25 protein-coding genes and 1 tRNA gene are annotated in these 25,227 nt (G+C 68.6%); 12 read left to right on the top strand and 14 right to left on the bottom strand.

The features are described 5' to 3' along the window. The first annotated feature begins 25 nt into the window (after positions 1 to 25). The 3 genes from GKE82_RS18910 (at position 26) to GKE82_RS18900 (ending at position 4,156) form a co-directional block, all read left to right on the top strand. The gene (locus tag GKE82_RS18910) at positions 26 to 787 is read left to right on the top strand and encodes a transglutaminase family protein (protein ID WP_375337009.1); all 762 of its coding nucleotides are present in this window, start codon (positions 26 to 28) and stop codon (positions 785 to 787) included. Beyond that, positions 727 to 2,862, top strand: coding sequence for an MMPL family transporter (locus GKE82_RS18905; protein WP_196189317.1), 2,136 nt, complete (start codon positions 727 to 729; stop codon positions 2,860 to 2,862). Before GKE82_RS18910 ends, GKE82_RS18905 begins: the two co-directional genes overlap by 61 nt. A gap of 379 nt (positions 2,863 to 3,241) precedes the next feature. Next, positions 3,242 to 4,156 carry an ArdC-like ssDNA-binding domain-containing protein gene (locus GKE82_RS18900; protein ID WP_154734370.1) on the top strand — a complete coding sequence of 305 codons (915 nt, stop codon included), beginning with the start codon at positions 3,242 to 3,244 and terminating at the stop codon, positions 4,154 to 4,156. 9 nt (positions 4,157 to 4,165) lie between these two features. Here GKE82_RS18900 and GKE82_RS18895 read toward each other — a convergent pair whose 3' ends face one another. Beyond that, positions 4,166 to 4,501, bottom strand: coding sequence for a hypothetical protein (locus GKE82_RS18895; protein ID WP_154734369.1), 336 nt, complete (start codon positions 4,499 to 4,501; stop codon positions 4,166 to 4,168). 517 nt (positions 4,502 to 5,018) lie between these two features. Between GKE82_RS18895 and GKE82_RS18890 the strand changes: the two genes are divergently transcribed. From GKE82_RS18890 to GKE82_RS18870, 5 genes are all read left to right on the top strand, one after another. Continuing rightward, entirely contained in the window at positions 5,019 to 5,312 is a 294-nt protein-coding gene (locus tag GKE82_RS18890) for a hypothetical protein (RefSeq protein WP_154734368.1), read from the top strand. Further along, positions 5,309 to 5,542 (top strand): hypothetical protein, encoded by a 234-nt coding sequence (locus tag GKE82_RS18885; RefSeq protein WP_154734367.1) that lies wholly within the window; start codon positions 5,309 to 5,311, stop codon positions 5,540 to 5,542. The genes GKE82_RS18890 and GKE82_RS18885 overlap by 4 nt, the downstream gene beginning before the upstream one ends. Beyond that, entirely contained in the window at positions 5,539 to 6,036 is a 498-nt protein-coding gene (locus GKE82_RS18880) for an RNA polymerase sigma factor (protein WP_154734366.1), read from the top strand. Before GKE82_RS18885 ends, GKE82_RS18880 begins: the two co-directional genes overlap by 4 nt. A gap of 110 nt (positions 6,037 to 6,146) precedes the next feature. Continuing rightward, positions 6,147 to 9,014 carry a MobF family relaxase gene (gene mobF, locus GKE82_RS18875; RefSeq protein ID WP_154734365.1) on the top strand — a complete coding sequence of 956 codons (2,868 nt, stop codon included), beginning with the start codon at positions 6,147 to 6,149 and terminating at the stop codon, positions 9,012 to 9,014. A gap of 35 nt (positions 9,015 to 9,049) precedes the next feature. Beyond that, positions 9,050 to 9,409 carry a hypothetical protein gene (locus GKE82_RS18870; RefSeq protein ID WP_154734364.1) on the top strand — a complete coding sequence of 120 codons (360 nt, stop codon included), beginning with the start codon at positions 9,050 to 9,052 and terminating at the stop codon, positions 9,407 to 9,409. Between the two features lie 229 nt (positions 9,410 to 9,638). On the opposite strand, the gene GKE82_RS18865 is transcribed toward GKE82_RS18870, so the two are convergent. The 5 genes from GKE82_RS18865 to GKE82_RS18845 all read right to left on the bottom strand — a co-directional run bounded on the left by GKE82_RS18865 (position 9,639) and on the right by GKE82_RS18845 (position 13,562). Next, positions 9,639 to 9,974 (bottom strand): hypothetical protein, encoded by a 336-nt coding sequence (locus tag GKE82_RS18865; RefSeq protein WP_154734363.1) that lies wholly within the window; start codon positions 9,972 to 9,974, stop codon positions 9,639 to 9,641. 164 nt (positions 9,975 to 10,138) lie between these two features. Beyond that, positions 10,139 to 11,374 (bottom strand): IS256 family transposase, encoded by a 1,236-nt coding sequence (locus GKE82_RS18860; protein ID WP_154735015.1) that lies wholly within the window; start codon positions 11,372 to 11,374, stop codon positions 10,139 to 10,141. 87 nt (positions 11,375 to 11,461) lie between these two features. Further along, a complete protein-coding gene (locus tag GKE82_RS18855; protein WP_154734362.1) occupies positions 11,462 to 11,839 on the bottom strand; it encodes a hypothetical protein in 378 nt (125 codons plus the stop codon). Positions 11,840 to 11,962: 123 nt separating this feature from the next. Then, a complete protein-coding gene (locus tag GKE82_RS18850; RefSeq protein WP_154732000.1) occupies positions 11,963 to 13,288 on the bottom strand; it encodes an IS256 family transposase in 1,326 nt (441 codons plus the stop codon). 100 nt (positions 13,289 to 13,388) lie between these two features. Continuing rightward, positions 13,389 to 13,562, bottom strand: coding sequence for a hypothetical protein (locus GKE82_RS18845; RefSeq protein WP_154734361.1), 174 nt, complete (start codon positions 13,560 to 13,562; stop codon positions 13,389 to 13,391). A 151-nt stretch (positions 13,563 to 13,713) separates the two neighbouring features. Here GKE82_RS18845 and GKE82_RS18840 point away from each other — a divergent pair, with 151 nt between their 5' ends. Beyond that, a complete protein-coding gene (locus GKE82_RS18840; RefSeq protein ID WP_196189050.1) occupies positions 13,714 to 15,039 on the top strand; it encodes an IS256 family transposase in 1,326 nt (441 codons plus the stop codon). Between the two features lie 384 nt (positions 15,040 to 15,423). After that, positions 15,424 to 15,777 (top strand): hypothetical protein, encoded by a 354-nt coding sequence (locus GKE82_RS18835; RefSeq protein WP_154734360.1) that lies wholly within the window; start codon positions 15,424 to 15,426, stop codon positions 15,775 to 15,777. Here the strand turns inward: GKE82_RS18835 and GKE82_RS18830 are convergent. The 5 genes from GKE82_RS18830 to GKE82_RS18810 form a co-directional block, all read right to left on the bottom strand. Further along, positions 15,768 to 16,319 carry a hypothetical protein gene (locus GKE82_RS18830; protein ID WP_154734359.1) on the bottom strand — a complete coding sequence of 184 codons (552 nt, stop codon included), beginning with the start codon at positions 16,317 to 16,319 and terminating at the stop codon, positions 15,768 to 15,770. The two genes, GKE82_RS18835 and GKE82_RS18830, sit on opposite strands and share 10 nt — an antisense overlap. A gap of 46 nt (positions 16,320 to 16,365) precedes the next feature. Next, positions 16,366 to 18,549 carry a hypothetical protein gene (locus tag GKE82_RS18825; RefSeq protein ID WP_154734358.1) on the bottom strand — a complete coding sequence of 728 codons (2,184 nt, stop codon included), beginning with the start codon at positions 18,547 to 18,549 and terminating at the stop codon, positions 16,366 to 16,368. Beyond that, on the bottom strand, positions 18,546 to 19,823 hold the full coding sequence (locus tag GKE82_RS18820) for a sigma-70 family RNA polymerase sigma factor (RefSeq protein ID WP_309233700.1): 1,278 nt from the start codon (positions 19,821 to 19,823) through the stop codon (positions 18,546 to 18,548). The genes GKE82_RS18825 and GKE82_RS18820 overlap by 4 nt, the downstream gene beginning before the upstream one ends. Before the next feature lie 277 nt (positions 19,824 to 20,100). Further along, a complete protein-coding gene (locus GKE82_RS18815; protein WP_154734356.1) occupies positions 20,101 to 20,547 on the bottom strand; it encodes an ASCH domain protein in 447 nt (148 codons plus the stop codon). Continuing rightward, a complete protein-coding gene (locus GKE82_RS18810; protein WP_154734355.1) occupies positions 20,520 to 21,929 on the bottom strand; it encodes a GNAT family N-acetyltransferase in 1,410 nt (469 codons plus the stop codon). The genes GKE82_RS18815 and GKE82_RS18810 overlap by 28 nt, the downstream gene beginning before the upstream one ends. A gap of 221 nt (positions 21,930 to 22,150) precedes the next feature. On the opposite strand from GKE82_RS18810, the gene GKE82_RS18805 reads away from it, so the two are divergent. Then, positions 22,151 to 22,462, top strand: coding sequence for a hypothetical protein (locus GKE82_RS18805; RefSeq protein WP_154734354.1), 312 nt, complete (start codon positions 22,151 to 22,153; stop codon positions 22,460 to 22,462). On the opposite strand, the gene GKE82_RS18800 is transcribed toward GKE82_RS18805, so the two are convergent. The 3 genes from GKE82_RS18800 to GKE82_RS18790 form a co-directional block, all read right to left on the bottom strand. Next, positions 22,431 to 23,603: a tyrosine-type recombinase/integrase gene (locus GKE82_RS18800; RefSeq protein ID WP_154734353.1), complete on the bottom strand. Its 1,173-nt coding sequence runs from the start codon at positions 23,601 to 23,603 to the stop codon at positions 22,431 to 22,433. The genes GKE82_RS18805 and GKE82_RS18800 overlap by 32 nt on opposite strands. Next, entirely contained in the window at positions 23,590 to 23,850 is a 261-nt protein-coding gene (locus GKE82_RS18795; RefSeq protein ID WP_196189315.1) for a helix-turn-helix domain-containing protein, read from the bottom strand. Before GKE82_RS18795 ends, GKE82_RS18800 begins: the two co-directional genes overlap by 14 nt. A 179-nt stretch (positions 23,851 to 24,029) precedes the next feature. Beyond that, positions 24,030 to 24,102, bottom strand: a tRNA-Thr gene (locus tag GKE82_RS18790). Between the two features lie 99 nt (positions 24,103 to 24,201). On the opposite strand from GKE82_RS18790, the gene GKE82_RS18785 reads away from it, so the two are divergent. Continuing rightward, entirely contained in the window at positions 24,202 to 25,188 is a 987-nt protein-coding gene (locus GKE82_RS18785) for an ABC transporter permease (protein ID WP_154734351.1), read from the top strand. Positions 25,189 to 25,227 lie beyond the last annotated feature (39 nt).

Genomic DNA, 25,227 nt, shown 5'->3' with positions numbered 1-25,227 from the left:
AAACGGGCCTGGCCGACCTACCGTCATGGTCATGCCCGCTAGTGACCTTTCGTCGACGCCGCTGCTCGACTTCGACCACCCGACCCTCCAGACGTTGATCGACCGTCACGGCTGGCGTGATCTGCCCGAGTACGAGCGCATCGGCGCGATCTACGGCTTCGTGCGCGACGAGATCAGCTTCGGCTACAACGCCTCAGACGCGATCCCGGCCTCGGCGGTGCTCACTGACGGGTACGGGCAATGCAACACGAAGACCACGCTGCTCATGGCACTGTTGCGTGGGACCGGGATCGCATGCCGGTTCCATGGCGCCACCATTCACAAGCGCCTGCAGAAGGGCGTCGTGACCGGGCTCCCGTACCGCTTGGCGCCGGACAACATCCTCCACAGCTGGGCAGAGGTTCGGTCAGGCGACGGATGGGTCGGCCTGGAAGGTGTGATCCTCGATCTCGAGTACCTGAACGGCTTGCGGACCAGCGTGCGCACCCGCGGGGGCGCATTCTTGGGCTACGGCGTAGGAACCGACGACTTCGCCAACCCGCCGATCTCGTGGCGGGGCACCGACACCGCCATCCAGACGACGGGCATCAACCAGGACTTCGGCACGTTCGAGGATCCCGACGCCTTCTACCGGGACCACGGCGACAACCTTTCGGGCCTGCGGCGTCTGCTGTTCCAGCACGTCGTCCGACATCGCATGAACCGCAAGGTCGGAGCGATTCGTGGGTGCTCCGTCGCATCGCGCCCGGCGGGGTCGACGTCGACTCCGGCAGCAGCGAGTACCTGAGCGTGAGCACGCTGGTCCTGCGGCACCCGCGTCTGACGCTGACGCTGACAACAATCTTTGCGGTGGTCGCGCTGGTCCTCGGCGGTCCGGTGGCCGGCCTGTTGAAGACTGGCCGGGACAACTTCGAGGATCGGGGCAGCGAGAGCGCGCTTTCTCGCGAGGCCCTGGTGGCAGCGGCCGGGCGCAGTCCGGAGGCCGACATCGTCGTGCTGGTCGAGGCGGCGCGTACCCTTGACCAGCGAGTCCTCGACACGCAGAAGCGCCTGGCGGCAATCCCGGAAATCGCGACGACCGTCTCACCGCGCCAGCCGCAAGGCAGGCGCCTACGGACGCCAGACGGGCGGTCGTCGGTGATTCTCGGCTACCTGCGGCCAATGGAGACACAGACCGCCCAAGACGTCTCCGTTCGCGTCTCGGAGGAGTTCCGCGGGCTCTCCGGCGTCAGCGTGGGCGGCCCCGTCCTCACCACGGCACAGATCAGGGACCAGGTCAGCGAGGACCTGCGCAAGGCCGAACTGCTGGCCTTCCCGTTGCTGTTCCTCCTCCTCCTCTTCGTCTTCCGCGGTCTTGTCGCGGCGCTCCTGCCGCTGCTCGTAGCCGTGCTGTCGGTGCTGGGCACGCTCCTGGCGTTGCGCCTTGCGGTGCAGATCACCGACCTCAGCGTCTTCGCCTTGAACCTCATCACCGCCCTCGGTCTCGGGCTGGCGATCGACTACTCCCTGTTCATCATCGCCCGGTACCGGGAGGAAGCCGCAGAGCACGGGTACGGGCACCTGGCTTTGACACGCACACTCGCGACCGCCGGGCGAACCGTCATGTTCTCGTCGCTGACCGTGGCACTCGCGCTGTCGGTCTTTCCGCAGCGCTTCCTGATGAGCATGGCCGTCGGCGGGGCTCTCGTGGCTCTCGTCGCCGGCGCCGCTGCGCTGTTGGCCCTGCCGCCGGCCCTTCTGCTGCTCGGACCGCGGATCGACGCCCTCTCGCTTCGGCGCAGCCCGCGACGCCCCGAGCGCAGCTACTCCGCTCGCATCGGCGCCCGTGTCATGCGCCGGCCTGGCGTCGTCGCCGTCGTGACGGGGCTCGCCCTGGTCGTCGTCGGTTTGCCCTTCGCCGACGTGCGCTTCACCGGCTTCGATGCGACCGTGCTGCCCGAGAGCGCGAGCTCGCGCCAGGTTGCCGACCGCGTCGCAGAGTCGTTCCCGGGCGACCGGACCGCCCCCCTGATCGTCGCCCTCCGTTCGACCGACCGCTTCGTTGCCGCGGAAGCTCGAGAACGCCTTTTCGGCGTGGAGAACGCCGCGGCTGTGAGTGAGCCCGTGCGCGTCGGGAACGGTCTTACACGTATCGATGTCTACTCGACCGGTCCGCCACTGGCCGAGCCAAGCCAGCGCCTGGTCGACGGAGCACGCCAGGCACTGACAGGGCTACCAGCACAGATCACGGGCGAAGCGGCGCGCTATCGCGACAGCCGCGCTGCGCTGAACGCGGCACTCCCCGTCGCTCTAGGCATTGTCGGCGTGACCACGGTCGCGCTGCTGTTCCTGATGTGTGGGAGCGTTCTGCTGCCGCTTTGCGCACTCGCGATGAACCTCCTCACCATCTCGGCAGCCTTCGGCGTGCTCGTGCTCATCTTCCAGGACGGCCGCCTCGAAGGCACCCTCGCGTACACCAGCCAAGGCGCGCTGGACGCCTCACAGATGGTGCTGCTGTTCGTCCTCGTCTTCGCGTTGTCGACGGACTACGGCGTGTTCGTCCTGGGCCGCATCAAGGAGGCGCGCGACAGCGGGATGCCGAGCCGAGAAGCCGTCGTGGCCGGGATGGGAACAACAGGGCCGTTGGTCACCGCCGCTGCAGTGTTGTTCTGTGTCGCGATCGGTGCGTTCGCCACCTCAGAGGTGGTCTTCATCAAGGAGGTGGGGATCGGCACCGCGTTCGCCGTGCTCATCGACGCCACCGTCGTCCGGGCCCTGTTGCTTCCGGCGCTCATGGGCGTACTGGGTGAGCGCGCGTGGGCGGCACCGCGACTTCTACGCCGGCTTCACGGTCGGTTCGGCCTGCGCGAGAGTTCGATCTAGATGTCCTGCTCGCGGAGTTAGGGAACGCGGATGACGGGCGGCGGGTCCTGGCTGACCGAAGAACTCAAGGCCTCGCCGTGCGACCCACCCGCTGCACCGGCCAGGCAGTTATCTCGGTCGCCGGATCCGGAGTCGGGCACATCGTGCTCGCCGGGTCCGCGGGCGCGCCGCGCCGCTCGGTCAGGACTCGCGAGCGAGTCGCCAAGCACAGCCAGCGGTAGATCGCTTCTGACGAGCGACGACCCGTCTGCAAGTCCCCAAGCGTGCACGGTGCGGGACCGAGACCCCCGAGAGGGTGGCACGGCATCCCTGCCGTGCCTGGTCGTTGGGGATCGGTCCCGCACCGGGCGGGGCCACCGAGATCCATCGGAGGCGTCGGATGTCGACGAGCACGAAGAAGCGACTGTCCAGCGAGACGGAGGAGGAGCGCCAGGCGCGCCGCGAGGCGGACCGCAAGCGGGCGCAGGAGGCGGTCGAGGCGCTGCGTTCGACCGAGGGCTGGCAGCGGTGGCTGGGGTTGCGCCGGCACTTCCACCGGTACTCGCTGAGCAACCAGCTGCTGATCGCGTTGCAGATGCCGCAGGCCTCACGGGTGGCGGGGTTCCGCGCGTGGCTGCGGCTGGGGTACTGCGTAGCGAAGGGTGAGCACGCGATCCGCGTGTGGGTCCCGATGCCGCCCTCGAAGGCGCAACTGAAGGAGTGGATGGAGGCCGGGGCGCCGGCCGCTGAGAAGCCGCGGGTGCGGTTCCGGCTGGGGCCGGTGTTCGACCGCTCCCAGGTCGTGCCGCTCCCGCCGCCGGCGGAGCCGGTGCCGCTGGACCCGCCGATCGTCGAGCCCGAGGGTGACTCGCTTGGCTGGGCGTTCCCGCGGCTGTGCGCGCTGGCTGGCGAGCTGGGCTGCGGCGTGGTGATCGAGCGGATGCCTGACGGGACCGGCGGGTGCTTCATGCCGGAGCTCCGGGTGATCTCGCTCAACGAGGCCAACTCGGTGAACCACCAGGTCAAGACGATGGTGCACGAGCTCGGGCACGCGCTGATGCGCTGGTCCATCGAAAAGGGTGAGGTCGAGCTCACCTACTCCCAGGAAGAGCTCGTCGTCGAGTCCGTCGCCTACACCGTGTGCGGGTCGATCGGGCTGGACACCAGCGACTACTCCATCCCCTACCTCACCTCCTGGAGCGAGCGCACGCCGATGGAGATCGTGGAGCGCTGCGCGGCTTGGGTCGATCAGATCGCCAAGCGCATCGAGGACTGCGTCGGCGACCCGCCGGCCGGGCCCCTGGTCGCCGCGTAGCTGACGCGGTCAGGGCTGGAAGCCGGCCTGCTCGAGCTGCTCGCCGGTCAGCTGCCACGGCTGGCCGGCGACCCAGTCTCCGGCGACCTCGTCGAGGAACTCGTGGAGGTCGGCCTGGCACGGCGGGCGGCCGAGCCAGTGGCCGAGAACCGCGGCCGCGATGGTCGCCCTGTCGGCGGTCGTCTCCCAGTCAAGGATCGCGCGAGGACCTGACGCCAGGACGATCCCGGTGGTGGCCCCGCCAGCCCCAGACGTGGTGCAGGTGAGCTGCGCGCGCTCGCTTCCGTCGAGACCGTGGACATAGCTCCCGGCGTACGTCGTGGACCTCAGGGTCTCCGCTCCCATCTCTCGAAGGTACCGAGAACCGAATCAAAACAACGGTTTGAGGTAGTTCGGGGCTCGAGGAAGGACGTGGAGTGCCGGCAGCTGGGTGGCGGTCGGTCCTGTCCTTCAGGCGAGCACCCTCCGCCTATGGGTGTCAAGCCCCGCGGAGTCGCCTTCGGCGAGTCCTGTCGGACCGGGGCTTGACACCCGTCGGCTCGGGCGCGTGCCAGCGGCCATGACCAACCACCACCCAGCGGCAGGCCAGAAGGACGGGCCGCCCCCAACCCCAAAGCAGCAGCGCTACCTGCGCCAGCTGGCCACCAGCAAAGGCGTGAGCTTCACGCCCCCCCAAGACCAAGGCCGAAGCCTCCCGGCTGATCGGACAGCTCAAGGCCCGCACCCCCGACTCCAGGTCGGACCGCACCCGGGAGATCCACAACGTCCAGCGCGACATGCAGACCCGCGGAGGCGCGGCGCGCGTGCGCGACCACGAGCTCGAAGGCCACGGCAGCACGGCCGCCTGGAAGGAGCGCAAGGCATGAGCCCGCTCACCTCAGTGCAGGTCGCCGCGTACACCACGGCCGCCGGCGAGGAACGCGTCCTCCAGGCGCTCCGCGGCCAGCGCGGCTTCCGCCTCAACGACCTCCCCGCCACCCAGGGCGAGGGACAGGCCTACCTCGTCGAGGCCGACCTGCCCGACGTCGAGGAGCTCCGCGGCGTCGTCATGGACTACCTCGCCCAGACCGAGCTCAGCGGCCTCGTCCCGATGGACCTCCGCCGCATCTACCCCGACGCCCCCGAGTGGGTCACCCCCAAGCAGGCGGCCGCATGACCCCGCTCGACTACCCCGACCCCGCCGAACGGCTCGCCGCCGACGAGACCGACCGCGCGTTCGCCCAGCTCCTCGGCGACTACTTCACCCGCCGCGCGACCTGCACCACCCCCGAGGTCCTCGACCTCCTCACCGCCGCCGGCGAGCACGGCCACGTGGCGGTCCAGCAGATGCGCGACCTCATCGCGTTCTACGAGGCCGCGCGAGCCACGCGGGAGCCGGAGCGATGACCGCTCATGGCATCCCGCCGCAGCAGGGCGACGAGGCGCAGCTGTACCGCGACCTCAGCTACCGCCTGCTCCGCGCCATCCGCGCGTGCGTCATCGCCCCCGACTCCGTGATCGAGGACGCCTGCTCCCACGCCTGGACGCAGCTCCTGCGCTGCCAGCCCAGGCGCGAGACCGTCTTCGCCTGGCTCAAGCAGGTCGCGATCCACGAGGCATGGGACCTCGCGCGACGCGAGCGCCGCGACCTTCGCGCGGACCTCCTCGCGGAGGACGACGAGCTGCGCCACGACCCGATCGACACCGACCTCCGGATGCGCGCCCGCGACGCTCTCCGCTCGCTTGCCGACCTCCCCGACCGTCAGCGCACCTACCTCTCCCTCCTGATCTCGGGCCACAGCTATGACGAGATCGCAACCGCGACCGGCGCCACCCGACGCACGGTCGACCGCCACCTCGCACGCGCCCGCACGACCCTCCGCAGCACCGCCCAGCACTGACGCCGACCCGGCAGCTCGTCGCGCCCCTCAGGGACGACAAGCACCGGCACACAGTTGCACCAAGGTGCATCCGGGGGGTAGTCGGAGCGTTCTGGCGCGAGGTAGATGGTGTGTTGTCCATCGGAAAGCTCGCCGCCGGCAAGGAGCAGTACTACCTCGACAACGTCGCCCAGGGCCAGGAGGACTACTACTCCGGCAAGGGCGAGACGCCCGGCGAATGGACCGGCAAGGGCGCCGCAGAACTCGGCCTCAGCGGTGACGTAAAGCCCGACGACTTCACCGCCGTCATCAGCGGACAGCACCGCGACCGTGAGCTGCGCTCCGCCAAGGCGAACGTCAGCGTCACCGGCTATGACCTCACCTTCAGCGCCCCGAAGTCGGTCTCCCTGCTCTACGGCATCGGCGATCCCGAGGTCTCCCGAGCCGCCCGAGAAGTGCACGACCACGCCGTCCGGGAAGCTCTCGGCTACCTCGAACGGGAGGCAGCCTTCGTCCGCCGTGGCCCACGCGGACGCCATGTCCTCCCGGCCTCCGGAGTCGTCGCCGCCGCCTTCCGTCACCGCTCCTCCCGGGCCGGTGACCCGCAGCTTCACACCCATGCCGTAGTCGCGAATACGGGCCACGCCGACGGCCGGTGGTCCGCTCTCGACGGACGCCGTCTGTACGCCCACGCACGGACCGCGGGCTACCTCTACCAAGCCGCCCTGCGCGACGGACTGACCCGCGAGCTGGGCGTCCAGTGGCTCGAGGTCCACAACGGGATGGCGGAGATCTCCGGCGTTCCGCAGGAGGTGCTCCGGCACTTCTCGCGCCGGAGCTTCGAGCTCGAGGAGCACCTCAACCAGGTCGGCCGCAGCAGCCGCAAGGCGCGCGAGATCGCCGCCCTCGAGTCGCGGAAGCGGAAGGACTACGCCGTGTCCCCCACCCACCTCCACGACAGCTGGCGAGCGCGTGCCGCCGAGTTTGGGTTCGACCGCCAGGCGATCAGTCGCCTCGTCGGCCACGAGCTGGACGGTCCCCCCGACCAGGACCTCGCGGCCGCCGCAGAACGCATGAGCGCAGCCCACGGCATCACCCAGCAGGCGAGCACGTTCGACCGACGCGACGTCATCCGCGACTGGGCAGCGGGTCACCGTTCCGGCGCGCCTGTCGACCAGATCGAGAGGCTGGCCGACGCGTGGCTCAAGACGCCCGACGTTGTCGGTCTCCCGGGTCGCGAGGCAGGCTACGGGGGACGGCGGTTCTCCACCAAGGAAATGCTTGAGACCGAGCGGCGGCTCATCGAGAGCTGTCGTCGACGAGTCGGCGAGCAGGTCGCGATCGCTCAGCGAGATGACGTCGAGCAGTCACTGCGCGAGCGGCCAAGCGTGACGCACGAGCAGGCCGTGGTGATCCGCAGCCTCACCCGCTCAGGCGACGGAGTCCAGGTCCTACGGGCAGCCGCCGGCACCGGCAAGACCTTCGCGCTCGACGCCGCCCGGGAGGCGTGGGAAGCGAGCGACGTGACGGTCATCGGGTGCGCTCTCTCGGCTCGCGCAGCCGTCGAGTTGCAGTCCCAGTCCGGGATCCGCAGCGACACCGTGGCAAGCCTCGAGCGACAGCTGACCCGCGGTACCGGGATCCCGAAGGACGGCGTGCTCGTCGTCGATGAAGCGGGCATGGTCGGCTCCCGACATCTCGACCGCTTGGCCGGCGCCGCCGAGCGCGCGGGCACCAAGCTCGTCCTCGTCGGCGACGACCACCAACTCCCCGAGATCGACGCGGGAGGAGCGTTCCGCGGCATCGCCAAGCGCATCGGCGCGCTCGAGCTCCGGACCGTCATGCGTCAGCGAAACGAGTGGGACCGCGAAGCGCTCGACCACCTCCGCCACGGTCGCGTTGACGAGTGGGCGCGCGAGTACCGACAGCGCGGCCGCATCTTCTCCCACCCGACAGCCGAGGGTGCTCGCTCGTCCCTTGTCGGCGACTGGTGGGTCGCCGCACGTGAGCCGCGGACCGACGCGATCATGATCGCCCACCGCCGCTCCGACGTCGCCGACCTCAACGAACGCGCACGCGAGCTCATGCACGAGGACCGCCGCCTCGGAGCCGACGAGGTCACGGCCGACGGCCGACAGTTCGCGACCGGCGACCTTGTCCTCGCGAGGCGGAACGACCGGCGTCTCCACATCGTGAACGGGACGCGCGGCGAGGTCACCGCTGTGGACCCTGAGCACCGCACCGTGACCGTCGAGACGATCAGCGGCGACTCCGTCACGCTCAGCTCGCGGTACCTGGACGCCGGCCATCTCGAGCACGGTTACGCGATGACCGCTCACGCCGCCCAGGGGGCGACGGTCGACAAGGCTTTCGTCCTTGGCTCCGACGACCTCTACCGCGAGTGGGGCTACACAGCGTTGTCTCGCCACCGCGACGAGGCCCGCTACTACGCGGTCTCGGCCGGGCGTCCGGAAGAGACGCTGCCCGGGCTGGAACCGACACCGGATCCGCTGCTCGAGGACGTCGTCGAGGCCCTGGCCTCTAGCCGGCAGAAGGACCTCGCGATCGATGCGCTCGGCGACAGGCAGATCGAGTCGCGGGAAGCTGCGCCGAGCACGTTTGCGGAGCTGCGCAACAGCGAGCGTGAGATCCTTCGCGCGTCCGTCGAAGCGGAGCGTGTGGCGGCACGGCTACGCGACGCGGAGCTTCAGCAAGGTGCGTTGGAGGCCGCGCTTGACGCCACACCACGACGGAAGGTCTCGGCTCGGGCAGAGCTGCGCGTCGCGATCGAGCGACAGCGCGAGCTCGTTGACGGCTGGCGGGCCAACGCGACTGAGGTGCACGCCGGGCTCGAAGAATCCGGGGTCCGCAACGCGCTCCTCCGCCAGTCCCTCGGTGTCGAGCCTGATGCCGCAGTCGATCTCGAGCACGTGGAGCCGTCAACGCCGGCGCGGGACGTTGCACCGTCGCTCGACGCCGGGCCGGATCTCGGGCCGTGAGGGGCGAGATCCGGGTGCTGCGCCCTAGTATTGACATGGAGCCGAACACGATCCAGCTCGTCGCGATCCCGGAGCGGTGCTACCGCTGTGGCCAGCTCACCAGAGGGATCGTGGGTGTGTTGGCTCCGACGTCACGCGGACACGTATTCCGAGAGTTCGACGACGTCTCCGCCGCGCTGGCTCAGGTGCTCCAACCCGATGACCTGGCCACCGTTCGAATCGGCCCCATCAAGGTCCGCCGCAGCCGGCACCGCGGCGCGCACCTCAGCAATGGATGCGTGGTCTGCGGCGCGATCCTCGGGAGCTTCCCGTTGTGGGAGTCGCTCCAGGAAGAGTTGTCGCGAGGACGGTCCCTGCGCGACTTCGTGGTCGCATGTCCGCTTGGAACCCTCTGACGGAACTCGCGGCAAAGGCAAAAGCGCTGCCGTGCTCTCACGCATACGCGAGGACTAAGGCTCTGAAATCCTGAGTTCCCGGGCCGACGACTCGTGTGCCACGAACAGAACCGCCGCTGGCAACGATCAAGCGAAGGCCACTCCACTCCGCCGGACTTGGGCTGGCGGCGACCCTGGTTCGAGAGTCGTTTGCGCGTTTGTCCTCCCTGGTAGGCGTGCGCCGCGTTGATCATTCGACGTCCTCCGAGATAGCCTTCAAGTACTCGCTGAGCGGCATTGCGCCGGCGGCATCGTTCAGCGTGTCGAACCTGTTCTGGTAGAGGTTCCTGGGGCCAGACAGCACTTCGCCGGTCCTCGGATTTCGGGTGATGCTCGTACACCTGACGAGGTCCGCTTCTCCGAGGCGATCGAGTCCGCGACGGAGCGTCGAGACGGAAAACTCGAACCTACGCCGCTCGACTGGCAAGTAGAAGTTGGCGTCGTCGGCGAACCATGCGAGTGGCCTGAACCACTTCCCGGAGCCGTGGACTCGCCGGTCGCCGCGGAGCGGGCCGGAGACAGTCAAGTCGCGTGTTGTGGTGTAGCTCGCTCGTCGGGTACATCGCGGCGTGTCAGGCCGTGTGGAGGGGGCTCTTCTCCTCTCGGATCGCGTTGGGGGTGTCGCTGAGGTGAGCCCGGAGGGCGAGCCGAGGCGAGACCCCCAACGCGTGCAGCCTCCAGCGGAGGGGGTCAGGCCGCAAGGCTCGCGACCTCCAGGTCGTGGACCTCGTCGGCGTCCTCGATGGGGCCCGCCAGGACGACCGCCATCGACTCTTCGGAGAGGTAGCGCCGGCAGGTCAGCCACTCGTCGTTCTGCTCGATCAGGACGGCGCCGCAGAGCCGGATCGCGGACGCGTCGTTGGGGAAGATCCCGACGACATCCGAACGCCTGCCGATCTCCTTGTTGACCCGTTCCAGCGGGTTGGTCGAGCGCAGCTTGCTCCAGTGCGCTTTCGGGAACGCGTAGAACGCCAGGAGGTCCTCTTCGGCAGCATCGAGCAGCTCGCAGACCTTCGGAGCGACCGGTGCGAGGCGATCGAGCAGTTCGCCGACGCGGCGGCGCGCCTCGGTGCCGTCGGCGGCCTGGAAGACCTCGCGCAGGCCAGCGCTGATCAGGCCGCGCTCGTTGCGGCGGCAGTGGCCGTGCATGTTGCGGACGAAGTGCACGGTGCAGCGCTGCCACGGCGCGTCCAGGACCTGCGCGATCGCCGCCTTCAGGCCTTCGTGGTGGTCGCTGATCGCGAGCTGCACCCCGTGCAGCCCACGGGCTTTCAGCGAGCGCAGGAACGCCACCCAGAACGGGCCCGACTCGACCTGGCCGATATCCAGGCCGATCACCTCCCGCACCCCGTCCTGATTGACCGCGTAGGCGACCACCAGCGCCTTCGAGACAACCCGGCCGCGCTCGCGGACCTTGACGTGCTTGGCATCCAGCCACAGGTACGGATAGGCGTCCGTGAGCTCGCGCTCACGGAACTCGGCCACCAGCTCGTCCAGATCACGACAGAGCCGGCTGACGCGGTCCTTGCTCATCGCCCCGATCCCCAGCTGCTCCACCAGCCGATCGACCTTGCGGGTGCTGACGCCGTTGACGTAGGCCTCCATCACCACGCTCACGATCGCCTGCTCACACCGGCTCCGAGGCTCCAGGAAGCTCGGGAAGTACGACGGCCCGGACCGCGTCCTGGGGATCGCCAGCTCGATGCTCCCCACCCGGGTGTCCCACGCCCGCTGGCGGTACCCGTTGAGATTCGCGACGCGGTCCTCGGACCGCTCACCGCGGCCCGCCCCGGTCAGCTGCGCGACCTCGGCCTCCATCAACTCACGCACGACCAGCGCGACCGCGTCGCGCAACAGATCTCCGTGCTCGCCGCTCATCGCTCGCGCAACGACATCGGCAGGGGTCATCATCCGGTCCTCGGCCATCGTGGTGCTCCATTCATCGATCCTGTGGAAGGGACCGACGAGCATGGACACCACGGTGGTCGGACTACGTCCGGACCCGGTGTCCTCCTACACCACTTCTACCGACGTGACCCCGGAGACGTCGTGCTGACGTTCGGCGATCATCGCGGCTAGGTACGCGCAGATCTCCGGAGCGCCCCATTCCCGAATCGTTCCTTTGGCCAGAACGCCGCCGAGAATCGTGACGTACTCGTTTCCCCGAGTGCCGTCGGGATCGTCGAGCGCCTCCCCTGAGCCGTTATCTCGAAGAACGGTGAGCAGCGGTCGGCGACCCGGCCGCTCTCTGCGAACCACAAGGTTCCTGGCTTCGAGCACAGCGAGCTGCTCGCCGACCCATTTGCGCTTTAGCTTGCGCGTGGCCTCGTTGTCGTCGGCGCCGGGAGGCCGATCGCCGAGGAGGGCGTCGCCGCGGAGCAGGTCGTGCATCGCGGTGTAGCGGTATCGGGGGAGCACGGTGCCCGGGGCTCGGCCTTGGGCGTGCTCCGGCAGGAGCCCAATCCCTCGAGGATGTCCCGTTCGCCGTGGAACTTCTCGGTGGCGGTCCGGTGATCAGTGAGCGTGTGCGAGCGTAGCGGCCGGCTCGGGGGTCGTGGTGGACGGGGTCGGTGGCGTGGCTGTCGCGCGGCGTTCGGCGAGGTCTCGTTCGACGGCGAGGGTGAGGTTGGCGAGGTGGTCGACGCCGATGATCTTGCGGAACTGCTGCTCGGCTTCGAGCATGCCGGCGGCGGTCCATCTGAGGCACATGTCGCCCGACTGCCAGCGCTTCACGTTCCTCGAGGTGCGCCGGACGAACTCGATCATCGACTCGATCGGGTTCGTGCTGGCGAGCGTGCGGCGCAGCTGTTCGTGGCAGCCGAGCCGCTGCAGGGTCAGCGTCTCCGGGAGGCCCTCCCGCAGCGACGTGGCCGCCCCGGGATGCGACCGCGTGAGCTCGTCGGCGAGCCGGTTGAGGCCGTCGAGCGCGAGCTCGTAGTTCGACTGCTTCCAAGCGGTGCGCAACCTGCGCTTGACGAGGTCGCGATCCTGCTCGGGGAGGTGGTCCAGGACGTTTCTCTCCTTGTGACGGATGCACCGCTGCACCGGGACCGGGCCGAGGACCTGGTCGACCGCCGATCGGAGCGCCTTGCCGCCGTCGAGGACGACGAGGACGCCCTGGTCGAGATCGAGGCCGCGGTCGACCAAGTCGGCGAGCAGATGGCGGGCGACCGTGGCGTTCTCCGTAGAGCCGTCCCAGAGGCCGAGCGGGACCTTCACCCCGTCGGTCGTGACGCCCAGCGCGACGACGCAACAGCGCCCTTTCAGCTCGATCCCGTCGAGCATCAGCGCCGCCAGCCGGACATCGCCGAGGTCGCGGCTCATGAGGGCGCGCAGGTGCTCGGTCGTGCGGCCGACGAACTCGCGGCTGACCGCGCTCTTGGAGGTCGACCGCTCGGCCGCGGTCACGTGCTCGCCGACCGGCTCGCGGGTCCTGGCGAACCGCCGGGTCGAGACGCCGGCGAGCATCTGCTCGAGCACGACCCGGGTGAGCGGGTCGCGGTCGGCGAAGTGCGCATAGGTCTGAAGACGGATCTCGCCGCTGCCGTCGGCGGCCCGCACCCTCGGGCGTTGCACGCCGACGCGCCGGCCGCCGAGCGTGACCTCGCCCGCTTCATGGCCGTGACGAACCGCGACACGGTCCGGGTCACGTCGGCCCTTCGGTCCGACGACCTCGGTGACCTCCTCTTCCATCAGTGTGTCCAGCACGCCGAGCCCGACCCCGACCGACAGGGCCAGCAGCCCGTCCTTCGCAGCGTTCACGAGCTCGCCGAGCGCTTCCTGCACAGCCGGGGGCAGCGCAAGTTCGCGGTCGTCGCGGCCCTGCTCTACGTTCCTCATGGCGGTTCTTCCTTCCTCGTCGTGGATGACTTCGCACTCGCCACGCTCCCAACGGAAGCGGACGAGGCGGGAAGGACCGCCACCTACAAAGTTCTACGAGCTACGGGACAACCTCAATCCCTCGGAGCAGGAGGTCGAGCTTGACTGCTCCAACCTTCCTTTCAGCGATCATCGGAATGAGGTTGTTCTTGATGTGCTCTTCGCGAATCCGGAACAGATGCTTCCCGTGGACCCTCAACCCGTAGTGCATCGCGGCGGTTTGCTGCTTCGGCATCGCGACTAGCCTAACCCTCGTTCGGACATATCGCTAACCCGAGGTTGTCCCGTAGCTCGTAGAACTTTGTAGGCGGCGGTTCTCCCGCCTCGTCCGCTCCCGTTGGGAGCGTGACGGGTGCTTGAAGTCCATCCGAGACAGGAGAACCGCCGTGAGGAACGTAGAGCAGGACCCCGACGGCCGCGAGCTCGCGCTGCCGCCCGCTGTGCAGGAGGCGCTCGGAGAGCTCGTCAATGCCGCCAAGGACGGGCTGCTGGCGTTGAGCGTCGGCGTCGGGCTCGGCGTGCTGGACACGCTGATGGAAGAAGAGGTCACCGAGGTCGTCGGCCCGAAAGGCCGACGCGACCCGGACCGCGTCGCGGTGCGCCACGGCCACGAACCGGGCGAGGTCACCTTGGGCGGCCGGCGTGTCGGCGTGCAACGCCCGCGGGTGCGGGCCGCTGACGGCAGCGGCGAGATCCGCCTTCAGACCTACGCGCACTTCGCCGACCGTGACCCACTCACCCGGGTCGTGCTCGAGCAGATGCTCGCCGGCGTCTCCACGCGACGGTTCGCGCGCACCCGGGAGCCGGTCGGCGAGCACGTGACCGCGGCCGAGCGGTCGACCTCCAAGAGCGCGGTCAGCCGCGAGTTCGTCGGGCGCACGACCGAGCACCTGCGCGCGCTCATGTCGCGCGACCTGGGCGACGTGCGGTTGGCGGCGCTGATGCTCGACGGGATCGAGCTCAAAGGCCGCTGCTGCGTCGTCGCCCTCGGGGTCACGACCGATGGGGTGAAGGTCCCGCTCGGCCTCTGGGACGGCAGCACCGAGAACCAGACGGTCGCCCGGCACCTCCTCGCCGACCTCGTCGACCGTGGCCTGGACCTCGACCAGGGCGTCCTGGTCGTCCTGGACGGCGGAAAGGCGCTGCGCGCGGCGGTCGACCAGGTCCTCGGCCCGGTCCCCGTCCAGCGATGCATCCGCCACAAGGAGAGGAACGTCCTGGACCACCTCCCCGAGGCCGATCGCGACCTCGTCAAGCGCAGGTTGCGCACCGCCTGGAAGCAGTCCAACTACGAGCTCGCGCTCGACGGCCTCAACCGGCTCGCCGACGAACTCGCCCACTCCCATCCCGGAGCCGCGGCGTCGCTGCGCGAAGGCCTCCCCGAGACGCTCACACTGCAGCGCCTCGGCTGCCCCGAGCAACTCCGCCGCACCCTCGCCTCGACGAACCCGATCGAGTCGATGATCGAGTTCGTCCGCCGCACCTCCAGGAACGTGAAGCGCTGGCAGTCCGGCGACATGTGCCTCAGATGGACCGCCGCCGGCATGCTCGAAGCCGAACAGCAGTTCCGGAAAATCATCGGCGTCGACCACCTCGCCACACTCACGATCGCCGTCGAGCGCGACCTCGCCGCCCGACGCTCCGCAACCGCCTCGCCGACCATGTCCACCACGACCCCCGAGCCGGCCGCTACGCTCGCACCCGCTCACTGATCACCGAACCGCCGCCGAGAAGTTCCACGGCGACCGGGACATCCTCGCTAACCCGCTCTCCGGTGACCCGCTGCCCCGGTCTCGGGACCAGCTAGCTCAAGGACTTTGAACGCTGAATGACGGTCAGCGCAGATGCCCAACCCGATTGCTCCGAGCGGGGGTCAGCCGGGTTGTGCGCGCCGGCGCCAGCCTCCACCGTGAAGGCCGCAGACGCGAACTGTCCGGCCGAGCAGAGAGCGCCAGTCGGCCGCAGGATCGACGAGAGGGCCGTCCGGTGGCTTCGCCATCCTTCTGTAGCAATGAGCACAACGTTGGCTGGGCGCGTGCGCGCACATCCGAAGAGCAACCCACGTAGAGAATTGAGGTGGCCCGACCGTTCGACACGTGCTTAACCGGAAGTCGCATAAGTCGACCCAACGAACGTACAACCAATGGGCGAATCTCGAGAACTGCCCTGCCGAGTTCGCTCAGCTCCTCAACGCCATCACGAGGCTACGCGGCCCCGCGACCTACTTTGACGGGCCCTTCCTGTTGTCGGCGGACGACGCGCGAGAGCTGCGCGCTAGCTTGGCTCGAATGGCTGACCATGTCAGCGGGCGGGTGTTCGGGACGAACGAGCGCGGACCATTCAGACTGATCGCGACGCGCGCGCTCGAATCCGGCGAGATGCTGTCCGAGGACGACTACTCCGTCTTTCCCCAGCCTTCCGCTTCGACTGGCGGTAAGCGTCAGCAGTGAACGGTGAGGTGGAATCCGAGGTCAGCTGGGTTGCCAGCAGCGTCATAGGTCTGGACACCAACGCCCCCGCCGACATCCCCGACGGTGATCCGCCCTGCTGGTGCCGGGGCGCCGTCGCTTGACGCCAGAGTTGCCGAGAAGGCGCACGCGCTAACAGGACCAGAGAAGCCGACGGTGTAACTCCCGACCGTCGAGCCCTTGCCGCCACTCGTCGCGTTGCCTCGCACAAACGTCCCGCTCGGCTGAACCACCGCGAAGTACTTCGCGGCGGCAGCGCCCGCTGGCCCCTGAGCACCTGCCGGGCCCGTATCGCCGCGCTGCCCCCGCAGCGACGAACGAGCCGAGAGGCTGAGATCACGGAGCCCTAGCGAGCGGTCCTTGACCTCGCTGCTGCGCACAGCCCCGGCACGAATCTGCTTGTCGCCGACGCTGTTCCGCGGCAGCGTGATCGCCGCGTACGACGAGCCACCGAGCGCCACGAACAGCGCGACCGTTGCCGTGACGTTGGCGTAGCTCAGCTTTGTCTTGAGTCGATCGATCATGTGATGCCTCCCATGTCCCATAGCGTCGACGACGACATTCTCTCCCCTACAACCCGCGAACTCGAACCTTCACGATCCTCGAATCCCCCGTGACGAAGGGGTAGCCGGCTTCCCGCGGGACGCGCGCTCGGAAGCGGAAGGTCACCCGGCCCTTCGTGCCGTCGAAGCGATAGTCGTAGCGCCACGTGCCCTTCGGCCCGCTGCGCGTCGTCGCGAATGTCCGCCAGCGTCCGCGGACGAGCACCTGGAGCTCGACGAGCTTCCCGGCCTTCGGGATCCGCCCCGTGGCGATCGCGCCGCGGAAGCGGACCGACTCCCCGTTCACGAAGGACCGTCGGTTTGGTCGCACGGAGGTCTTGGCTCGAACGTTGAGCCCGACGACCCGCGTAGCGCCACGGACCTGCGGCGCCCCGGCGTAGCGGACCTCGATCGAGCGACTCGGTCCCTTGCGCACGAGGAACGAGAACCGCCCCGTTCGCGAGCTCTTCACCGTCGCGATCACCGTGGGAGGCGTGATGCCGTCGGGAACCGTCGACACAGCCTGAACCTCGAGGCCCTCGAGCGGGTTGCCTTCTGGCGAGACCAGGCGGCCACTGACGCGGACGAGTTGTCCGTAGCTGACCCGCGCCGAGCTGACGAGCTTGGTCTTCTTTCCGCTGCGCCGCACGATCCCGGCTTGGAGCACGGTCTTGAGACGCAGGGGCAGTGTGATCTCGGCGGCTCGCCCGTCTGCCAGGGTCGTAGTTGACCGCTCGTTTCCGGCCACGTCAACGGCGCGAGCGCGCAACTCGTAGGCACCGTCGCCGAGCTTCTCGTCCTCGATCCGAGCAACGATCCGATCGCCCTCTGTCGCGCTTGCCATCGGAGTCCATGTCTCGCTGCCCTTCGCCCTGATCTCGATGGCGCCAGACGCGATTCCCGACCCCTTGTCGCTCGCGGTCGCCATGACGCGCGTCGGATCGTCCGCGGTTAGTGGCTCGAGCGCGACGTCGGGACTCGCGTCGTCGTAGCGAAGGGTTGCCGGAGCGGTCGACAGGCGCTGCTCGACGTTGCCCGCGGCGTCGCGCAACCAGAGCTTCAGGGTGTACTCGCCGGGCGCCGGGATCTTGAAGTCCTGGAGAGATTTGATGCTCTCGCCGTCCTTCTGCCCCTTCAAGCAGTCCTTGCCGTCCGGCTTGCAGATCTCCCAATGCACGCCAGCAATCGGCGAGGCGCTCTGATCTGGGTTCGTCCAGCGGATGTCGAACTCGTTCTGCGACCGCCAGCCATCTCCGCCATCGACGACGAGATCCTTCGGCGCATCAGGCGCGGTGTTGTCGACTCGAACCTTGCGGCTCGCGGAGCCCGGGTTCCCGGCGGCGTCGATCGCGGTAATTGTCACGGTGTGTTCGCCGTCTCCGCCCCAGCCTCGGGTGTTCTGCTCGAGGTCCATGCTGCCCCCGGGGCAGGGGGCGGGCCTGGTGTAGTCGCACTCGAACGAGAGTGCGCCGACTCGCTGGCCATCGATGGACACGACGCCCTCGCGAATACCGGCCGCGTCCGAGGAGTCGAAGCCGACCGAGTGTGTCCCGCGTAGCCAGCGGTCCTCGGTCCACAGAGCGCCTCGGCCGTTGGCGAGGCCCGGTGCGGTCTCGTCACGGACACGGACCAGGACGTCCCGTATCCGGAACGCAGCGATGCCGGTGCGGGGGCAGGAGCCAGCGCCACACCGCGCCTCGAATCGCACGCGCGGGTTGTTGATGGCGAAGCTCCAGCGGTGGGGGAAGAAGTTCGTCGGCCCGGGGGTCTGTCCTGCGCCACAATCGGCACCCGGCGCAAAGCCCCACACGCGCGTACCGCCGAGGTCGTAGCCGGACGAGATGACACCGAGGCCCCACGAGCAGTCGTGCCGCTCGAATCCTGCCTGAAAGTCAACGCTCTCGACTGCGTTCCCAGGAGGGGCGTCAAAGATCAGGTGCGCGCCCTCGAGGAACGAGCTGTTGCCGTTGTCCCAGCCGTTGCGGACGGTCATTCCTTGGCCGGCCGGGCACTCGCTGAACGCCGTCGAACCGGCGCTGTACGCCGGGTAGAAGCTGTTGTTCGCGCCGGCGGCTACCGCGGGGTTGCACGCGTGCACGTCGTAGGTCCCCGCCTGCGCGTTGGATCCGACGACCGCTCCCGCAATCCATCCCGCGAGCCCGAGAACGATGACCGCCCGTACACGTCGCATTCTTCCCTGTCCTTTGCTCATGGAGTGAACTCACCGCCGCCATCGGCCGGCGCTGCTGCAGGTTGCTTCGAGGCGCCGGTCGAACCGACCGGGCCAGGCCCGAACTCCACGCTCCCGGCGGGTGCCGGGGACGGTGGAGGTGCGCCGTTCGTCTTCGGGACCGGCTGCGTGGACGCCGATGCCGGGCTGGACTTCGGCGCGACAGTTCGCTTTTTGGGCGCCGGTGTCGGTCGCGGAGTCGGCGTCGGTCGCGGCGCGACAACTGCTGCCCGCTCGTCCTTCGCCGGCTTTTTCGGCACGTACTCCTTGGCTTGCGCGTTCTCCGGCTTTGGGTCGGTTCCGAGTACCCCCACCTCGATGCAGGCGGCAGCACCGCCTCCGAGACTCAGGCACACGAGAACGACTTTCGCCGCACCAGCCGCACTCACCGACGCAAGACCGCCTGACGCGACGGGCTCGAAGGTTGCGGCTTGACCGCCGGCACGCCCGGCGCCAGTTGTCACTGCGTCTCGCAATGAGGCGCCGCCTTGCTGAAGCTGGTCCAGCAGCGGGATCGAATGCTCTGCCTGGAACTCCGCCAGAACCGGCATCGGAAGAACCGCCGCGACCTTGTCGAGGGTCGCGCGCATCTCGGCGAGCATCGCCCGGCACGCGGGGTCGCTGTCCACGAGCTCCTGCGCGCGGGCGCGCTGCTCGCCCGTGGCGAGTCCGGTGAGGCAGGAGTGCAAGAGGCTCCGCTGGCGCCTGCTCCACGGCGACTCGCCGGAACCGTCGGCGGTGAGTTCCTTTTCGACGCTGCGGTAGGCGGTGCGGAAGATCTTGTCGAGCCGCCGGCGGTTCACGCCCAGCGCCTCCTCGATCTCCACGGAGCTCATGCCGAGTCCGAACCGCATCTTGATCGCCGCGGCCCGCCGCTCGTCGAGTTCCTCGACGACACGCAGCACGACGGCGGCATCCACCGACACCTGGACGACGTCGTCCGGCGCCTCTCTGACGTCAACCTCGTCGAGAAAGAGCGGGCCGTGCGGATCAGCCGCGATCGTGTGACCGTTGCGAAGGCGGTCCCGGGCTCGCCGCCACGCGATGGTCTTCAGGAACTGGCGCGGGTCATCGGCGACGAACTCCGGCCCGCGGCTTTCGAGCGCCTCGAGCCACGTCTCTTGGTAGATGTCCTCGTGGTCCTCGGACACGCCTGGGTACTTCACGGCCAGCATGCTGAGCACCACAGGGCGACACTCGGCGAAAGCCTGTTGCAGGTCGCCGTCCCACGGATCGGAGTGAGGTGCTGTGGCCACCTCAGACCTCCCGGTTCCTCGCGATCAGCTGCATCGGGGCGTCTCCTTTGAGCGGAGCGTCGATACCCCGTCGAAGAGATCTGCGAACCCTCCTGCAGTACGTCATCCCGCCGAATGGCTGGTGACGTCGATTGGAAAGCGCTCCCATACCTCCTATCTCGCGCGAGCGGCCGACTACTACCCTCCGAGTTGCGGCGCGACCGTGAGGAGTCTTGCGGACGCGCGTTCCGGCGGCAGCGCCCCGGCTTCGCGACCCCGCCTCAGCTGCGGTCGCTAACTACGAGACGCGATTCTCGTAGACCGCATTCCCGAACAGCCAACCGACTGTTTCCGGGTCTAGGTACTGGAAGCTCTGGGGCGGGCGCTTGACATCAGGAAGCTCTGTCAGCGGTAGGCCTTTGCCGAGGCGATGGGCTCTCGCTATCCGGATGGCAAACGCCCGCGGCGAGCCGGCGTAGTAGTCGCGGTGCTCCTGCCGCGTGATCCCGGAGACCGCGCCGTGAAGCCGCCAGATGCTCGTCTGGCTTGCCTCGTCTATCCCGTCGATCTCGAACCAGCCAACGACCTTCTGAACCGGCGCCGTGGCGTAGATCACTGCATGTGTGGTTTCCGCTGCCAACGGGACGCGTCGCAGTTCGACCCGTTTGTCTCCGGCGAGGATCGCCTCGGCGTGCCGCGGGTGAATTGAAAGCAGCGCTACGCGTCCAACCGCGAGCTCAGCCATTCGAGACCGGAAGACTTTGCCGTGACAGTTGTCTGCGGGACGCCGGCCAGGAGTCCGTTCGCGGTGAGTTCATGAAGACGGATCGGGATCTCGAGGAAACGGTCCTGTCGGAACAGGAACGCCAGGACGTCGCCCTGTCGAGCCATGATGCCGACCTCCTCGGCGGAATAGACGGTGCGGCTCCCGACAAAGGCCAGGATCTGATCCGCGTCCGCCGAAACCATCGAATCCTCGAGAACGCCGACCGCGGTCACCGCTTGATGGTCCTCGGATCGATAGAAGAGCAACGTCGCTCCCGGCCGCGCTGACCGGATGTTCGCTCGGGAGAGATACGCCTTCCGGAGAGCGTTGCCGAAAGGTCGTGGCGTGATCATGCTCATCTGCTGGCTCGGCGCGTCAGGGAAGAGCCCCTCGTGAAACCCAGGCTGAATCGGGATGACGAAGACCTGGCCGTCGACGAGGCGGACCGCCGGGGGTCCGAACCTGATGTGGTAGTCCAACGGACTGAGGTCGGTATGCCCGGCATCTCCCGGCACGAGCTGCTTCACGTATCGGCGCTCTCCGGCGTGGTCGTCGTAATGGAAGAACCCGAAGCGCTCCAGCAGCGCGATCAGCTCGTGCTGACGCTCGTACACCGTGAGCCACAGCGAGTCGTACTCGCCTTGGGCCACGAGGAACACGACCTTCAGCAAAAGCTCGCCATAGCGACTGCCCCGGAACTCGCCCGCGACCTTGAAGGTCGAGATCTTTCCCGGCCTACGACCTAGTCCGATCTCGGAGTCGGGGCCTTTGAAGACGCAGATCCCGGCGAGTTCGCCTTCAGGATCGCTCACCACGAACGCTCTGCGGCCGTTCCGTGCAGCCTCTCGGAACCAGTCATCGAAGCCCGGGTAGTCGCCCCGCAGGGAGTCGAAGAACTCATCGGCCAGATCGAGCGAGTGCAAGGGTCGATCGTCGACGCTCGGAACGAAGAGGGACGGCCGGGAGAAAGACAGCTGACCAAGGAGCGCGACGGCGTCCTCGACCTTGTGCACGCGGTCCTCGAGTCCGAGCCAACGGGCTCGTCGGTGGATGCCTGCATCCTCAGTGACCAAGCCGTGGACTGCGTCCGCGTGCACCGCTGCGAGCAGCTCCGCGTCATACCAATCGTGGGTCCCTGGCTCGGGGTCCTTGAGAGCCGCACGCAAGTCTCGGTCCAGGGCCGGCGCATCCTCGAGCGTCTTGTATCGGCCACGTACGAGCTGTCTCAGAGCTCGCCTCGGCTCGTCTTTGTCGTTCGCGATCTCCGTATCGACGTTGGGGTGAACGAGAAGCTGGTGGTAGTCACCGGACACCGCCTGAGCCAGAGCAAGGCTGAGTTCGGTCGCACGATCAGCAGCCATGAGCGATCCTGGCTCACTGCTGACGAAGACATTGGTGTCGATGAGAAGGCGAATGGTGACCCGGAAGCCCTGGGTGTTTGTCCCTGTGGGCCGATCAGCTGGCTCCGACTAGCGCCGCGTCCGTGCGGCTATTCCCGCAGATTGTGGCGGGTCGTCCGGCCACTCCCGGTCCGATACGAGTCCGTCCCGAGCGAACGTATGTTCGCTATGGTGCGGTTCGGATGGGGAACGCCGGCTCCGACTACGCGCTGTTCCGCCGCGCACTTCTCACGAAGAGCGTTTCGCAGATCGAGGCCGCCGCCCGACAGCTTCCGACGGTCAGCCTCGACGACGCCCTCTCGATCCTCATTGTCCTGGCGGAGAAGCGCGACCCGCGCTACCCGCGCGCCGCAGCTCGGTGGGCAGCGCGCGCGACCTCCGAGCTCGGACTCAGCGTGGACCAATCCAGGCGAGCGCTGGCGCTGGTGGAGGTGCTCCCGGAGGCGCCCGAGGCGATGCGACTCATGCTTCTCGACCTCGTCCGACGCCGTTGACCGTGCTGCCCTCGCGAGCCGCCAGGATCGCGTCCGCAGCATCGATCGGGGTCTTGCGGCGGTGCTCGCGAACAACGTGGGAGTAGGTGTTGAGCGTCTCCGTCGGCGCGTGTCCTAGCTGATCTGCGATGTCGACAATGGAGGCACGCTGTTCGCGGATCAGGAGCGAAGCGAAGGAATGCCTGAGGTCGTAGGGCCGCGGCGTCCCGAGGCCCAAGGTCTTCGTGTGTCGGTGGAAGTGGCGCTTGCGCCAGTTGTCCCAGTCGTCCTTGGTCCACCAACCCCCGTCAGGCCTGGGAAACAGCAGAGCATCGTCGCGCACGATCCCCTTGTCCTCCATCCAGATCGCGAGGTCGACAGCAAGCGGACGGAGAAGATCGACGGTCCGATACACGCGACCCGTCTTCTGCAGCTTGAGCTTCCCGCACGAAACGGCCTGCTCGACGAGCAGCGTCTCGTCTCGAATATGCCGACGCTCGAGCGCGAGAGCCTCGGCCGGCCTCACTCCGGAGTAGGCGAGCGTCACGGTCAAGGTCGCGCAGAGCAGGTCGTCCGCCTCGAGCATCGTCGCTCGGAGACGCTCCACGCGCGATGGCTCTGTCACCGTGATCGCGCGGCGCCGGCCTTGTCGTGGTTTGCGAACGACGCTGACGGGGTTCTGGGTTGCCTCGCCCCATTCGACGGCCACGCTGAAGACCGCCTGGAGCAGCACCATGCACTTCCGGATGCTCTCTTCGCCGACGCCCTTGTCGGCGAGTTCGACTCGCCACTGCGACACGGCACGCGGTGTGATGTCGCGAAAAGCGACGTCGCCGAAGCGCGGCTCGAGCTGCCCGGCCCAGTAGAACTCGTACGCGTTCAGCGTGTTCTCCTCCAGGCGCCCGCGAGCGTCTGCCAACCAGACTGGCCAGAACTCCGAGACGAGCATCCGGCCCTGGGCTTCGACAGGCGGCGCGGGCGCCCCCTCGAGCGCGATCCGCGCGCGCTCGAACTCCGCTTCGGCAACCGTGCCGCAACGCAGACGACGGCGCACGCCGTCGCGATCGAAGTACCGCACGCACGGGTACTCGCGGACCGTTCCGTCCTTCAAGGTGTGGCGGCGGACCTCGATGCGCGGCTCGCGTCCCTTAGGCCGAGGCATCGTGCACCTCCTCGAGGTCGCTGAACAGCCAGTCGTCGAGATCGTCCGGGCGGATCCGGATCGCGCCACGTGAGAAGCGCGTCGCTCGAACCCGTCCGGCACGCAGGGCCCCGCTGTCGACCGCTCGCCTGATGGTCCGCTCGCAGCATCGGACACGACGGGCCGCTTCGGCGATCGTGAGGTACTCGCCGGCTTCGTCGACGAAGAGATCGAGCTGCGTCAGCGTGTCGGGAGCAGAATCGTGCACCTGCTCTCTACCTCGCGGCAGCAGCCTTCTACTGCCCCCCGAGTTCCTTCGGGCAGGTCCAGAGTGGACACGAGTGGACTCAGCGTGACTGGGGTTTTGGCCCCATTTCGGACCCAACGCGAAGGGTCGTTCGACGTGGCAAGTCGCGAAAAGTGAGGCGCTTGCAGCGAGATTGAGAGAGCCGCCGAGCGGATTCGAACCGCTGACCCCTTCATTACGAGTGAAGTGCTCTACCAGCTGAGCTACGGCGGCAGGGGGCGCTGAATCCTAGCGACACCTCCGCTGCGGTGCCCGCCGACGGTGTGGGAGGGTTGCGGGCATGATCGGCTCGGGGACACGCGGCGCCGCGCGGTGCTGCTGCTGGTGGCGGCGCTGGTGCTGATGACGGCGTTCTCGACGTCGTACATCGGGGCGTTCCACGACCCGTCGCCGCGCGACGTGCCGTTCGCGGTGGTGGCGCCGGAGGGCCGAGCGACGCAGCTCGCCGACCGCCTCGACGCGCTGCCGGGCTCGCCGCTGGACGTCCGCGTGGCGCGGGATCGCGCCGCTGCGCTGGCGCTCGTGCGCGACCGCGAGGTCTACGGCGCCTACGACGCGGGCGCGAACCGCCTGTACGTCGCGTCCGCGGCCAACCGCGCGACGGCCACGGCGCTGGAGCTGACGCTCGGTCGGGCGCTGGCCGCGCAGGCGCTCCCCGCCGCGGCGGTCCAGGACGTGGCACCGCTGCCCGACTGGGATCCCAACGGCACGACGCTCTTCTACCTCGTCGTCGCCTGGGTGTTCGGTGGGTACTTCGCCGCGACGGTCCTCGGTCTGCTGGCGGGGCCGCGCAGCTCGACGCGGCGGCTGGCGGTCGACCGGCTGCTCGGGGTGCTCGCGTTCGCGACGCTCGGCAGCCTGCTCACGGTGCTGATCGCGCGCTGGAGCTTCGGGGTGCTCGACACCGACCTGCTCGCGACGTGGGCGGCGGGCATCCTCGTGATCGGCGCGTCCGGCGCGGCGACGGTCGGACTGCAGGCGCTCGCCGGCCCGGCCGGCACCGGACTGGTGATCCTCCTGTTCGTGATCCTCGGCAACCCGGCGGCGGGCGGACCGTACGCGCGGCCGCTGCTCCCGGACTTCTGGAGCGCGATCGGCGGGCTGCTGCCGCCCGGGGCGGGCATGGACCTGCTGCGCGGCGTCACCGCGTTCGACGGCGCGCGGATCGGCGGGCCGATCGCCGTCCTCGCCGTCTGGGCGCTGCTCGGCGTCGCGCTGACCGTGTTCCACGGCGGCCGGCCGGCGCGCAGCGACGCCGAGACGGCCGCCGAGGCCGCCGCCGGCGCGGCCGCCGCCTGAGCCGCGCCGGGCTTCACGGCTTCTTGACGGCGGGCCGAC

This window comes from Conexibacter sp. W3-3-2, assembly GCF_009707605.1.
Taxonomy (GTDB): Bacteria; Actinomycetota; Thermoleophilia; order Solirubrobacterales; family Solirubrobacteraceae; genus Paraconexibacter; species Paraconexibacter algicola.
This window is presented reverse-complemented; position numbering and strand designations above follow the sequence as displayed.

Coding starts and splice junctions, on each gene's coding strand:
- GKE82_RS18870 (WP_154734364.1), top strand. CDS start 9,050: ATGGAGCCGAACACGATCCAGCTCGTCGCGATCCCGGAGCGGTGCTAC.
- GKE82_RS18860 (WP_154735015.1), bottom strand. CDS start 11,374: ATGGCCGAGGACCGGATGATGACCCCTGCCGATGTCGTTGCGCGAGCG.
- GKE82_RS18890 (WP_154734368.1), top strand. CDS start 5,019: ATGAGCCCGCTCACCTCAGTGCAGGTCGCCGCGTACACCACGGCCGCC.
- GKE82_RS18885 (WP_154734367.1), top strand. CDS start 5,309: ATGACCCCGCTCGACTACCCCGACCCCGCCGAACGGCTCGCCGCCGAC.
- GKE82_RS18815 (WP_154734356.1), bottom strand. CDS start 20,547: ATGGCTGAGCTCGCGGTTGGACGCGTAGCGCTGCTTTCAATTCACCCG.
- GKE82_RS18825 (WP_154734358.1), bottom strand. CDS start 18,549: ATGAGCAAAGGACAGGGAAGAATGCGACGTGTACGGGCGGTCATCGTT.
- GKE82_RS18800 (WP_154734353.1), bottom strand. CDS start 23,603: ATGCCTCGGCCTAAGGGACGCGAGCCGCGCATCGAGGTCCGCCGCCAC.
- GKE82_RS18900 (WP_154734370.1), top strand. CDS start 3,242: ATGTCGACGAGCACGAAGAAGCGACTGTCCAGCGAGACGGAGGAGGAG.
- GKE82_RS18850 (WP_154732000.1), bottom strand. CDS start 13,288: ATGAGGAACGTAGAGCAGGGCCGCGACGACCGCGAACTTGCGCTGCCC.
- GKE82_RS18895 (WP_154734369.1), bottom strand. CDS start 4,501: ATGGGAGCGGAGACCCTGAGGTCCACGACGTACGCCGGGAGCTATGTC.
- GKE82_RS18810 (WP_154734355.1), bottom strand. CDS start 21,929: ATGGCTGCTGATCGTGCGACCGAACTCAGCCTTGCTCTGGCTCAGGCG.
- GKE82_RS18910 (WP_375337009.1), top strand. CDS start 26: ATGGTCATGCCCGCTAGTGACCTTTCGTCGACGCCGCTGCTCGACTTC.
- GKE82_RS18845 (WP_154734361.1), bottom strand. CDS start 13,562: ATGCCGAAGCAGCAAACCGCCGCGATGCACTACGGGTTGAGGGTCCAC.
- GKE82_RS18880 (WP_154734366.1), top strand. CDS start 5,539: ATGACCGCTCATGGCATCCCGCCGCAGCAGGGCGACGAGGCGCAGCTG.
- GKE82_RS18805 (WP_154734354.1), top strand. CDS start 22,151: ATGGGGAACGCCGGCTCCGACTACGCGCTGTTCCGCCGCGCACTTCTC.
- GKE82_RS18830 (WP_154734359.1), bottom strand. CDS start 16,319: ATGATCGATCGACTCAAGACAAAGCTGAGCTACGCCAACGTCACGGCA.
- GKE82_RS18855 (WP_154734362.1), bottom strand. CDS start 11,839: ATGCACGACCTGCTCCGCGGCGACGCCCTCCTCGGCGATCGGCCTCCC.